The 12,990-nt window shown below is 45.1% G+C and carries 8 protein-coding genes, 1 pseudogene and 1 riboswitch; of the genes and pseudogenes, 4 read left to right on the top strand and 5 right to left on the bottom strand.

All coding sequences use genetic code 11. The features are described 5' to 3' along the window. Positions 1-315 precede the first annotated feature (315 nt). Entirely contained in the window at positions 316-1,992 is a 1,677-nt protein-coding gene (gene groL / locus AM1_RS14625) for a chaperonin GroEL (RefSeq protein WP_010472301.1), read from the top strand. A gap of 299 nt (positions 1,993-2,291) precedes the next feature. Next, positions 2,292-2,382, top strand: a riboswitch (Glutamine riboswitch). 30 nt (positions 2,383-2,412) lie between these two features. After that, entirely contained in the window at positions 2,413-2,859 is a 447-nt protein-coding gene (locus AM1_RS14630; protein ID WP_010472302.1) for a DUF4278 domain-containing protein, read from the top strand. A gap of 175 nt (positions 2,860-3,034) precedes the next feature. On the opposite strand, the gene AM1_RS14635 is transcribed toward AM1_RS14630, so the two are convergent. From AM1_RS14635 to AM1_RS14645, 3 genes are all read right to left on the bottom strand, one after another. Continuing rightward, a complete protein-coding gene (locus AM1_RS14635; RefSeq protein ID WP_012163625.1) occupies positions 3,035-3,253 on the bottom strand; it encodes a hypothetical protein in 219 nt (72 codons plus the stop codon). Between the two features lie 495 nt (positions 3,254-3,748). After that, positions 3,749-4,759 (bottom strand): CsgG/HfaB family protein, encoded by a 1,011-nt coding sequence (locus AM1_RS14640; RefSeq protein WP_012163626.1) that lies wholly within the window; start codon positions 4,757-4,759, stop codon positions 3,749-3,751. A 96-nt stretch (positions 4,760-4,855) separates the two neighbouring features. Continuing rightward, positions 4,856-6,112: a tetratricopeptide repeat-containing S1 family peptidase gene (locus tag AM1_RS14645; protein ID WP_012163627.1), complete on the bottom strand. Its 1,257-nt coding sequence runs from the start codon at positions 6,110-6,112 to the stop codon at positions 4,856-4,858. Between the two features lie 284 nt (positions 6,113-6,396). Between AM1_RS14645 and AM1_RS14650 the strand changes: the two are divergent. Continuing rightward, positions 6,397-7,492, top strand: a pseudogene (locus AM1_RS14650) (ISL3 family transposase); the annotation flags it as partial. A 1,007-nt stretch (positions 7,493-8,499) separates the two neighbouring features. Here the strand turns inward: AM1_RS14650 and AM1_RS14655 are convergent. Continuing rightward, complete coding sequence (locus tag AM1_RS14655; protein WP_238548932.1) at positions 8,500-10,677, bottom strand: NACHT domain-containing protein; 2,178 nt, start codon at positions 10,675-10,677, stop codon at positions 8,500-8,502. Positions 10,678-11,199: 522 nt separating this feature from the next. Here AM1_RS14655 and AM1_RS14660 point away from each other — a divergent pair. Continuing rightward, positions 11,200-12,483 carry a metallophosphoesterase family protein gene (locus tag AM1_RS14660; protein WP_012163632.1) on the top strand — a complete coding sequence of 428 codons (1,284 nt, stop codon included), beginning with the start codon at positions 11,200-11,202 and terminating at the stop codon, positions 12,481-12,483. Between the two features lie 9 nt (positions 12,484-12,492). Here the strand turns inward: AM1_RS14660 and AM1_RS14665 are convergent, their stop codons facing one another. Continuing rightward, on the bottom strand, positions 12,493-12,987 hold the full coding sequence (locus AM1_RS14665) for a thiol-disulfide oxidoreductase DCC family protein (RefSeq protein WP_012163633.1): 495 nt from the start codon (positions 12,985-12,987) through the stop codon (positions 12,493-12,495). Positions 12,988-12,990 lie beyond the last annotated feature (3 nt).

A 12,990-nucleotide genomic window follows, 5' to 3' on the forward strand; every position in this document is an offset into this window, starting at 1 on the left:
ATTAGGGTCTATGACACCTCGCAAGTGCTTGCTCACAATTGAGAAAAATGGCTGACTTGCTCGATGGGGTAATTGGTTGGCACGACTCAAGACAGAATGACAAGGGAAAAGCCCTAATGAAGGTTGATCCTCGGGGTTGCGTTTGTCCATACCAAGAAGTTCGGTTATCTGGACAATAACCCGATATTTTAGTTCGGGCCTTGAAGCTACAATGGGTTAGCTTTAGCACTCTCCTCTTGAGAGTGCTAGTGTGCTGACAAACATGAAACGTTGTGTGTAATTCACTGAGAAGGCGCAAACGAGAGGACGCTTGTAATGGCCAAACATGTAGTATTTGATGAAGAATCGCGTCGCGCTCTTGAGCGTGGTGTGAATTCTCTGGCAGATGCCGTACGAATTACATTGGGACCTAAAGGTCGCAATGTGGTTCTGGAAAAGAAATTCGGAGCACCCCAAATTATTAATGATGGGGTGACCATTGCGAAGGAAGTTGAGCTGGAAGATCCGTTGGAGAATGCGGGTGCACAGCTGATGCGTGAAGTCGCTTCCAAAACCAATGATGTCGCGGGTGATGGTACCACTACCGCTACAGTTCTGGCCCAAGCTTTGATTCGCGAAGGTTTGAAGAATGTGGCTGCTGGTGCTAACCCCGTGGCCCTTCGCAAAGGGATTGATAAGACGATTGATGCCTTAGTGAAAGAGATCGAAGCCAAGTCGAAGCCCGTTGCCGGAGATGCGATCGCACAAGTGGCAACCATCTCTGCCGGGAACGATACCGAAGTCGGTCAAATGATTGCCCAAGCCATGGATAAGGTGGGCAAAGATGGCGTCATTACCGTAGAAGAATCCAAGTCCCTCGCCACCGAAATGGAAATTGTGGAAGGGATGCAAATCGATCGGGGTTATATCTCTCCTTACTTTGTGACTGATGCAGAACGCATGGTTGCTGAGATCGAAAATGCCCGCTTGCTGATCGTTAACAAGAAAATCAGTTCTCTTCAAGATCTCGTCGGTATCCTGGAGCAAGTTGCCCGTGCTGGACAGCCTCTCCTAATTATTGCTGAAGATCTAGAAGGAGAAGCCCTAGCCACGTTGGTGGTGAACAAGCTGCGGGGTGTCCTTAATGTTGTGGCTATCAAGGCTCCTGGTTTTGGTGAGCGCCGCCAAGCCATGCTTCAAGACATTGCCGTCCTCACCGGTGGACAGGTCATTTCTGAAGATGTGGGTTTAACCCTCGACAAAGTTGATTTAGAGATGTTGGGGACGGCTCGTAAGGTCACCATCAGCAAAGACAACACCACGATTGTGTCGGAAGCAGCCAATGCAGGTGATGTCGGCAAGCGAGTAGAGCAGCTCCGTCGCCAGTTGGATGAAACCGATTCTGAGTACGACAAAGAAAAGCTGCAAGAGCGGATTGCTAAGCTGGCAGGGGGCGTTGCTGTCATCAAAGTAGGTGCTGCAACCGAAACCGAGCTTAAGGATCGTAAATTGCGCATCGAAGATGCGCTCAATGCAACGAAAGCAGCCGTAGCTGAAGGGATCGTTCCTGGCGGTGGCACCACCCTGATTCATCTCACCAAAACCATTGAGAGTGTTAAAGCTCAATTGAAAGATGAAGAAAAAGTCGGTGCAGATCTCGTGGGTATTGCGTTAGAAGCGCCTCTCACTCAAATTGCAGACAATGCTGGTAAAGAAGGCGCTGTCGTTGTAGAGAAAGTCCGTGATGCGGACTTCAGCTATGGCTATAACGCCATGACTGACACCTACGAAGATATGATTGCTGCCGGAGTCGTTGATCCTGCAAAGGTGGTTCGTTCGGGCCTCCAAAATGCGGGGTCGATTGCTGGCATGGTGCTCACCACTGAAGCCTTAGTAGTGGATAAGCCTGAACCTGCAGGTGCTGCTGCGCCCGATATGGGCGGCATGGGCGGCATGGGTGGCATGGGCGGCATGGGCGGCATGGGTGGCATGGGCGGCATGGGCATGATGTAAGCCCAAGCACCTATGACTCGTCAGCACTAAGTTAGCTCTGAGTCTTGCAAAACAGCTTGTCATCTGACAGGCTGTTTTTTGGTGTATGAGCAGTCATGCTAGAGAAAAGCAGCAGTTCCTAGTGTCAACCGCCGTTAGAGCCAGAATTTCAGGTTTGTTGAAGTCTTGAAATCAATATTCTCAAGGCAAAAAAGTGTCAGAGAATACAAAAAAACTATATTTAATCAAAATTTAATTTTTTATCGGGTTTTGTAGGCCGATCTTTAATTTGAAAAGGGTATTATTAGATACAGAAATGAATCGTTCATCTTGCATCGCTTGTCTGTTTGATTCCTGATCAAAGGTGAGTCAGCAAGACGGAAGTAAGGCATTTACCTGAAGGAACGCGCCTCATCCCATCTATTCGGTCGGAGGCCAACCGTGAAATATTCCTATCGTGGTGTCGAGTACACCCCTGTTTCTCCCTCAGTAGAAGTCACAGAAACTGAAATTATTGGCCACTATCGTGGCACTCCCTGCCGCCGCCGGCAGTATGCAACTACGGATCTTCATCAACCCACTCACGTTATGACCTATCGTGGCGTTGAGTATGGACAAGGAGTGAACAACTCTACAACTCGCCAAGAGTCTACCTTGCCTCAAACACCCAAGATTCCTGATGTTGTGCCTCAATCTATCTCTGTCGGAACAGCCATGAATTATTCCAGACCCTCTGGGCGTTTGGGTATTCGGGATGTATCCGATTTGGAAAAAGTTCATAACACTTTTATTCGTCAGACCTTGGAGCATCGTCTTGCCGTTGCCAAACGTAAAGGTGATCAAGGACTGGTTCAAATGCTAGAGCAAGAGCAGCATCAGCTGAATTAACGCTAGCATCAGTCACTGAGTTACTTAAAAAGCAATGCCCTCGATTTAGCTAATCGAGGGCATTTTTGTGATGGATAGACTAACCATGGCAGACATTAGCGAACAAAATACAATCCTCTGAACAGATATTCCAGCAAACTAATGACTTCTGGGGTATGGGTGTATAGTGGGCAGTCTAATCTATCGCTTTCAACAACTGTGAACGCTCTAAAGTCGCTTGTCCAAAGCCAGGAATCCATGCAATCCAGCGATCTCGATCTCCTGGGCACAGCAGCAAAGCGGCATCTTCACTGTAGTCAGACAAGGGATTGCGGAGCTGCACCCATTGATGTGCTCTAGGAATAAAAACGTCGGCTGCTATGGATTGCTGAGGCTTTTTAGTAGAAATACTCATTGCTAAGCTAAAATCCGTATCTTTTGATACAGAAATTTTATAGCTTTTTTGAAATTTTTTTGTCGTTGATGGTGAAACTTAACTTGGTGTCTAGACAGGCGATATGTCTCCCAATCCCTTACCTAGCCCCCATCTCCATAAAAGATGAAAAAGAGGGATGGATGGGCGATGTTACGTAAAAGGCATAAAACCACATATTTGTATGGGTTTCTATAGGATTTGAGGCTTGTTTAATCAATTTTTTTATGGTCTAATCTGGCAAAATTTGCACCTGCGTTTTCCATGATTACCTTCAATCCTGTGCTGCTTATTCTGACGATTGCTTCAGGATATTTATTTACGATCTATATGGTCTTAGGGCTGATAAAGCAAAGTGATCAGCTCCATTAAAAGCCCCCCAAAAGACCAGCCTTTTGGGGGGGATCGGTAGCTTGATTGGCCATGCGTCTGAGGAGCAATTGCTAGGACTGTCCTAGACAGTATACAGCTGTGAATTTACTCAACGGCTTTGGCTACGTCTCCAACCTTAAAACCTGTGCCGGTCAGAATCTTGCCGACAGAGGATTGGGCATCGACTTCGGTGAGTTGAATGCGACCCACAGACTGAGTCTGGCGACGTAATAATTTACCCGTTGTCGGATCCTTAATATCTTTGATCACTCGTTCGACAGAGACAACCATACCAGGGCGAAAGCCATGAACGCCCCCCTTGTTGAGAACGATTTGATTGCCAGTGACATCGGCAACCACCATTTCTTCTACAGGGAGAGTGGCGGGCTTGGCCGCGAGCTTAGGAGCTACTGCTGCAAGTTGGGATACAATTTTATCCACGGCTTGACCTGAAGCTTCACCCAAGAGGCGCTCGCTACTGTCAGAGTTGCTATCAACACCAATACCAAAAATACGACCACGACCCCCACTTTTATCTGCTTGGCCGGTGCCTTCAGCAGCGGTGAGAATTTCTCCTGTGGCTGTACTGACGAGGCGGGTAGAGAGTTGAACCGTTGCAAGCTGGGTTTTTTGTTTGCCTCCTAGACCAAAGAATCCTCCAATAGAACCGCCTTTGGATTGTTCTTCGATATGAAACTGAGTAATGGAACCAATCAGGACTGCATCGACTCCAAGGACTCGACCAATTTGAGCAGCAGTGGTGGGCTCAATCCGACCTGATGCGCCTAGGTTCTGTTCAGCTAGGATGGTGTCAATTTTGCTGCGTTCCACCAGGACGTAGGTGCCATCTTTGACGAGTTCATTGGTCAGCAGATTACTGATACCTCGGGATGCGCCGTTTTTGCCGTATAACCCATAGCTAATCCCAGTTTTGCTAACGTTGGCATAATCGAAGTCGAGAACGGCGATGCGTCGGCTTTCTTTGACTTTGATTTGCTCAACCCCAATGCCTGGAGCGCTGAAGGGGTTGGCATAGACTGAACCCGGAACGCAAAAAGCGGTTAGAACCGTGAGGGCAATAGAAAGTTTCGCAATGGGTAAAACTGTATGTTTCATGAAAGTAGCGTCCAGTACATCCTTAAAGGTTTTGACGGTAGTGAGAAAGATTCAGTTTCCAGATCTTAAGAAATAGAATCTGGAAGGAGAAAAAAGTTAACGATCACAAATGGTATGAATCGACTGTCGGCAGTTCTTGGAGGCAATATTGATCGCTTCTAAGGCTCGCTGATAATCAGCTTGGTTGTTGTCTTTAAGCGCTAGATCGGCGGCGGTGCGTAAGTCGGTGAGGGCGGCCCCTTGTTGACCTTGGTTGAGATATACAATCCCTCGGTTGTAGTAGAGAATGGCGTGGTCTCCCTGGAGCTGAATGGCCTGGGAGTAATCTGCGATCGCACCCCTCGTATCCCCTAGAGACGATTGCACCAAAGCCCGACCAATATAGGCTTGCAGCAGATTTTTGTCCAACTGAATCGCCTGATTAAAATCCTGTAAGGCTCCCGTCTGATCTTGTTTGACGAGGCGAATGCTGCCTCGCAGGGCATAGGCTGGGGCAAATTGAGAATTTTGGCTAATAGCCTGGGTGGTATTGCGTAACGCTCCGGCCATATTCCCCAGACGATATTGATCTAAGGCTTGCACGTAGAAGTCAGAGGCACTGGAAGGTGCAGAGGGGATAGAGGTAATGGGTTTAATGGGGGTAGTGACGGTATTGGCCGGGGCCATCTTCAAGAAAGTATGAATCGGAATCCCGAGGTTAAACCCCGTTTTGATAAAGATATCGGGGTTGATATTTTGATTTTGAACCGTAGTGGTGGTGTCTGCACGGCCATGAATGCCTAGTAGTTTGCCGTCCTTATCTAGAACGGGTCCACCACTCATGCCGGGGAGAGTGTTGTTGGTATAAACCAGGGCATAGCCATCACTTAAGGGACGAGTGGCATTGGCCGTAATCGTGCCTGTGGTGAAGTTGTAGATAATATCTGTCAACGCCTGAGTTCGGCTGGGAAACCCGGCGACGTAGCTTTCGCTGCCTTCTGAGAGCTGTTGAGAGTCGCCAATTTTGACCACCGTATAGGGGCGGTCACTGGTAAATTCCAGTAAGGCTAAGTCAACCCCAGGAAATTTGGTAATCGTTTGCACATTGACGGGATATTCCTGGCCATCATTGGTGATCACGACGTATTCATCGACGGTGGCCACAACGTGGGCTGCGGTCAAAACGGTATAGCGATTGCCATTGCGTTTGATAATTACGCCAGAGCCGGGGGCTTGGCTATCGACCCGCACAGTGATTTGTTTGGCGACTTTGTTAATTTCAGCGGGGCTAAGGGCGAGGGTGACTTGCGGTGCCAAGACCATGGCGGCAACCGTTCCTAGGAGCAGGGTGGAAAATTTTTGGGGAATGTTCATGCAGTGTCCTAAAAATATGCCATTGGCATATAAACCGATGCTTGGATGTCTTACCTAGTTAGCATATGACTCTGGTTCGAGGATACCCTAACCCTGTTTGAGGTTAGACAAGGTTTTATTCACCAGAATAAAAACCAGCATCTGTTTTAATCTTAACGACTTAATTTTAGGAGACTAAGACTTGGATCACGGCTAGGGAGTGATCTTGGAAGGGTCTTGGCCGCTTTTGGTGATGCCAATTATGAGGTAGAGGATAGAGAAGTAAACCCTTGCCAGATCTGGTTATGGAACTCCTCCAGCAATTCCTTCCGTGCCAAGACACCCTCCATCTAGAAAGTTGGGATCTTGAATTCTAACCATCAAATAACCTTCCATGTTTCTTCAACCCAAGTCTTTGCATGTTGTCCAGTCTGCAATCAAATCACCCACCGCGTCCACAGTCGTTATGAGCGAACCCTGAGAGACCTTCCCTGTGTGGATTTCTGCCTGACCATTCTGCTTCAAGTTTGCAAGTTCTTTTGCCGTAACGAGGCTTGCAAACGCTGCATCTTTACTGAGCGATTGCCCAAGGTTGCTGTTCCTTGGGCCAGAAAGACTATTCGGTTTGCTGAACACCTTACCTCGATTGGCCTAGCCCTTGGGGGTGCCGCAGCAGCGAGGCTGAGCTATCAGATCAATTATGGGAGTAGTCGCAATACGATGTTACGCTCTATTGCCAAGCTAGAGCCTCCCCCTGCCCCAACCCCTAAGATTCTAGGGGTAGATGATTTTGCCTTTCAGCGTGGCCATCACTATGGCACGATTCTGGTGGACTTAGAACACCATCGGACTATTGCCCTCCTACCAGATCGTGATGCAAAAACTTTAGTCGCTTGGTTGGAAGAACACCCTGGTGTTGAAATCCTTTCTCGTGACCGCTCCAAGACCTACAAGTCTGCCATAAGTGAAGGTGCGCCCAATGCCATTCAGGTCGCAGATCGCTTCCACCTGCTGAAGAACTTACAAGAAGTATTGGAAAAGGTATTTCACTCTAACTATCCTGCGCTGAAAAGTGTTGATGCAGCCCTCTTGAAATCTGAAGTACCTGAGCCACATGCACCAGAGAGTAACGAGAAAAGCAAGGTGCCTCCCGATGAGCAAGGTCCTCGGAGTCGTGCTCATCGATTGAACAACTATCAACAAACTCATGCCTTGAAGCAGCAGGGGTATTGAGTGACTGACATTGCTCATCATCTAGGTATTGCCAAAAGGACTGCTTACCAGTATTTGTCCCACCCATTCTTTCCTGAACATCAGCCCTATACCCGTAAAGTGCCTACTGTTATCGAGCCTTACAAAGACTATCTTTACCAAGAGTGGATGGCTGGGCGACAGAATAGCTATTGTACGAAGTACCGTGACGCCTTGATTGGGCACAAATCGATCAAGTGTGTTAAGACGAACGATCTCGATGCTGAGACCGTGGCCGTTCTTGAAACTCTCCCCCGCCTTGAGCAACTTCAGATCTCACATCGCCGGATACCGTCATCCCTCAACCTGGCTGGTCTTTCGAGTTGCCGCTATGTGATGCTAAACGATGTGCGTCAATTAGAGAGTCTTGACATTGTCGCTAACATGCCGTCGCTTGAGTGCTTGTTCGTGCGTGGTCCCAAAACGCTAGATCTGGAGGCGTTGTCAACTCTCAATTTGCGCGAGTTGGCCATGTGGTGCTTTTTCCCCTGGACGGAAATGGATCCACTTTTTTCAAATACAAAGCTTGAGTATTTGTGTCTTGGAGGAATTAAACCTGCGCCGGAAGATTGTGGTCGATTTCGAGATCTTAAGCACCTGGAGCAGATCGAATTCAACAGCAGTTCTCATCCCTTTGATTTTTACGCCAGAATGGATAGCGTTCTTTCCCAACGAGTTGACCGCAATTGGAGACTACTTGTGCGACTTGCAGAGGAATGCAGCGTACACCCTGGCCACCCTCTCCTTCAGGCGTCGGGTTCGCGACAACGACCATTCTGTGAATTGTGTTCCCCGAAACGCCTAGAAAAACTCGCTGTTTGTTATGCCTCTCTTACCGGAGTTCCGCTGCCTGTCCCGAAGGTGGAATCAGAGCAATTTGGAATGTCAAAAGACGGCAAGCACTATCGCTTTTTTACATGACCAGATGTTGGCATTTTTAATGGGACTGATGACCAAGCCGTGCACAGGACAACGGCATTTTAATATTTACATCATTCCGTAGTTGCTGGGGACACAGATAACCATGGTATGAACGCGGAGCCAGCGAACTCGCGTTTTGAAGATGGAAGGATTTCTGCGCCAGCCCGTTTATGCCAAACGTTACCCTACCTTCTCAGATCACCAAAAGCGGCCAAGACCCTCTTGGGTTGAAAATTCTACCGAACACTGGCTTGAGTCACTTCCTTGGTCTGTTCTTGACTTGGTATTGCTATATTGTCAGGATCTTGCCTGCAGTATTGCTCTTTAAAGTGTTCCTGAACGTAGTAATGAACAAATTGATAATGCCCCGCAACACACAGAATGAAGCGATAATTTTCAGCTTGTTGCAAGAATTTTGCGAAGTTCCAAGGGGCAACACCGGACTGAAAAAGAACAAAGCGTAAACAGATGTGTTTAATTACTTCTTCAAGTCCGCTAGTTAGCATAACGATAAGTCCGATAGTTAATCCGCAAATACATCCTCCAATCAGCCAGCTTGTTGAATTGAAAAGTACTACAATCACTAGCCCTCCAAGTACCCCTCCAATCACCCCTCCAATTAGTCCAAGACTTATGGAAGTTGCGATTGATTCTTTGATTCCTTGATTGGGACTTGGATGGTGAGTTCTCTTTGATTCTTTAACTATACCAGCGCTTAATCCTTCAATTAGCCCTACAACTAGTCCAAAAATAAGCCCTCCAATATGCCCTTCAGTCTGTCCAAAAGTTTGCCTAAAAATTAGTCCTCCAAATAGTCCTCCAAATAGTCCTCCTATTAACCAGAACATCAGCTTTTGTCTGAAATTGGTCCAAGAGAACTTAGTTTTTCCTGTTACTTTAATATCAGTGTTCCATTTTTCATGCCCTCGTTTTAATCCACAGCTTAGACCAATTATTAGACCTCCAATTAGCCCTCTGTTTAACTTGAATATTGGTCCTCCAATTAGGCTATCTAAAAGCCTTCCAATGAAGCCACCAACTAATCCTCCGGTTAGTGAAAAAATTAGTATAGTTATCTGTCTAAAAAATTTTTTTTGGTCTGGTTTTAACCAAGATGGCTGTAAACCCTCAATCCAAAAACAGGTTGGTGTTTTATGGGTATCTTTGCTTTTGCTAAGGTTCTTGGCTAGCCAACCTAGGTAATCTAAAATCTTATCTGATGTTGGCAATTTTTTTGATCTATGAATGCTATTTTGATCATCTTTACTGAGTTGATAATGTATATATTTATCGATAATCTCATCACGACAGAGTGGCATGGTAAGTGAATCAATATCTTCATCTTGATAAGCAGCTACCAACATAGAGAGGAAAAAAGGTAAATAAGTTATGTCTTCCTCTTCATGAGTAAAATTCTTGCTTAATACACTTTTGAGTGATCCCTTACCTAAGTTATGAAAATAACTTTGAATTTGAAGTGTATCAGGTTTCTTTAAGTTAATGACTCCGTTCAAATATTTAAATATTTGAGTGTTGCTTTCTGGGTTTTCATTTCCTTCACTTCTACAGCAAATTAGACATTTAGTTAATGGATTCTGTTCTAAGAAGCCATTTATAGATTGAATACATAACCTCTGACTTTTTGTGTATGAAGATTTGATACTATCTAACTCATCTATTTCTCTTAGATCATCTAATCCATCTAGAAATAGAAAAATATGATTTTGATCAATTAATATTTTGGTGTCTGATTTTGGAACGCCATATTTGTTTTTAATCTGAGTAAATAGCCATTTCTCAAACTCTTGTTCTTCATAAGAATATTGAGATAGGTCTAAAGGTATTGGGATAGGATTGTCAGATAGTGTTTTATGTTTTTGTAGAAAAACTATCTCTTCTAAAAGAAGTTGTTTAGCTGTTTCTAGCAACTCATCAGTTTTTCCTGACCCATGTTCTCCAAGCATGAGGCATCTACCTTTTATATAGTCATGCTCTAAAAAAGAAACTGTTGTTGGGTGATCTGCATAATTTAGGATTCGTGGTGTTTTCTTGTCTGAAAAATTTTCATTAGGTGGTATGACTGTGAGAAGAGCTGTCTTATGCTGAAGACCAATACGAAATTTGGATTCATATCGTGAGTCTTTAAGTTTTAAAATGACTTCTTTCCAAACTTTTTTGAGTAAGGTTTGACGAGTAAATAAGATTTCTTGATCTTTGATTTTTGCTTGTCTAGGGAATAAATTATGAATGGTTTTTTGTATGCCTTCAATAACTGTAGGAGCGTTCTCAGTAATCTTTGCTAGTGCTGTAATTATTGAAGACGTACCTAATGTATTTAGAATGTTTTGCCAACTGCTAGCCACTTCAATGGCATCAGATGGGTTGGCTTTGCTACTGGTTGCAATGGTAGACACCCACGATATAATGTCATGAATCATAATTTTTACCGATTTATAGAGATTCTTTTGGAATGACTCTCTTAATGCAGATAAAATATTTTCGATTTATAGATAGTATTATAAGACAGGTGATTATGTGAATGGAGGTTCTTGACCAACTTGCTTGGTTCAACGAATGTCACCTTGAATTTATAGCGATCTGATGATCGATGCTATGGCTTGATGACGGTATTTTCAGTGGTTTACAATTACATAAACTGAAAAATTCATTTTCGAGATGAGCATATGTCGAAAATAGTATGTGTTATTTTATTTGGCAACAATAAGTCTTTGGCATAGCCGGTCCTACTCTATATCTGTTGAAGCGTGATTAGTGTGTAAGACTTTTTTTCAGTAAGGAATTCTAGAATTTCTTTAGCAAGCACTCTTGAAAATCTTTCTAGTTTTAAGTTTGATATCTCTATCATGATTGAATAAAAATAGTGCTAAATAGACTAGTACAATTATCCCTACTTATTTTGTATGGATTAGAGCATTATGCCTCGTTTCCTCCATGTTGCTGATGTACATTTGGGCTACACCAAATATGACTCACCAGAGCGTACCAAAGATTTTTTTCACGCTTTTAGTGATGCGCTTGAACGCTATGCCATTGAACCCCAGGTCGACTTTGTCCTGATTGTTGGGGACTTGTTTGAGCATCGCCAAGTGCTACCTGCGATCCTCAATCAAGCGCAGCTCTGCCTGAGACGATTACAAGAAGTCGGTATACCCGTCTTAGCGATTGAAGGAAATCATGATTATTGCCTCTATGGAACGAATACCAGTTGGTTGCGATATCTAGCGAGTTGGGATCTTCTAATGCTGTTGGAACCGGATGAGAATGAGCAGTTGATGCCTTGGGATCCGGATACTAAACGTGGAGGCTATATTGATCTTGACTGTGGTGTGCGAGTGATTGGGTCTCGGTGGTATGGAGCGGCTGCGCCTCAGGCAATTCAATCCTTAGCCCCTTTGATAGAAAAACTCCCTTCTGGCCCTGATCATACGGTGATGATGTTCCATCATGGGTTAGAAGGACATGTCTCTCGCTACAGTGGTGCATTGCGCTATCAAGACTTTGCTCCCTTGCTAACCGCAGGTGTAGATTATTTAGCCCTTGGCCATATCCACCGCAGCTACTCTGCCGAAAGCTGGATTTTTAACCCTGGCTCCATCGAAGCGAATAGCGTGATTGAAAACCAAGACCAGAATCCTCGGGGGGTGTTCTTGGTCAACCTAACCAAAAAAGGAATCAAAGCTGATCTCAAATCCGATTATTATCAACGCCATATTGAGCGCTTAAACCTAAAAGCAGATCCGAAGCAAACGGCTGCAGAATTGGAAGCAGCGGCAATTACTACGATTGAAACGGCCTACAAAAACGGCAAAACAGAAGATGCCATCGTAGAACTAAAAATTCAGGGCACAATTGGATTTGAGCGTTCTGATTTGAATGTGAAAGAGCTGAGGACTCAACTCCATACCCTCAGTAAAGCTTTAATCATGCTGATTAAATATGAAGTCACTGGGGTTGAATATCACAGCTATATCAGCGATCAAGAAGAACTCCCCTCTCGCCACGATATTGAGCGATTGGTTTTTACCGATCTTTTAGCTGCGAATGCTCATTACCGAGACCAGGCAGAATCCCTTTCTTCAGGCCTTATGGATCTAAAAGATCGCCTACTTAAACAGCAAACTGAACCTGAACTCTATCAATATGCTCAGGAACTGCTGTCTGCAAAGTCTTCAGAAGCGGATAAGCCAGTGCAAGATTAGACCAAAAGTCTATTCCACAGGAATCTTGCACCGATCTGTAGAGCAATCAATTTGCCGTTGTCGTTCAGCTAGGATTGTTGCTAAATCTGCTCTGCCTGTCAACTTCAACCGCCAGTTTGCCCAGATATCATAGATAAAGTCGGCAATAGGACCGATGATAGGCAACTTGGTGATGGCATAAACCCAACCCATCCCCAAGACTTCATAGACTTTGCGAAAAACGGGGACGCCCACCATTACCGTGCCATCAGGCAATAACGCATGAATCGTTCCCATCGCCGTTTCAAAGTCAATGTTGCCATTCTCTTCTGGGGCATAATTCAAGTCTGCAATATCGACAAAGGCTACCAACCCTTGACCTGCATCCCGGTTCTGTAAAAAGTTGACTTCTCTCAAACAGAGAGGGCAAGCGCTATCGTAAAGCAGCTTAATTTGCCAAGAAGGGTTTAAATCAGATACAGCGGCTGCAGTCGTACTGGGAGATGAGGTGGTTTCAGTGGTCATAAA

Origin of the sequence: Acaryochloris marina MBIC11017 (assembly GCF_000018105.1) — a bacterium.
Lineage (GTDB): Bacteria > Cyanobacteriota > Cyanobacteriia > Thermosynechococcales > Thermosynechococcaceae > Acaryochloris > Acaryochloris marina.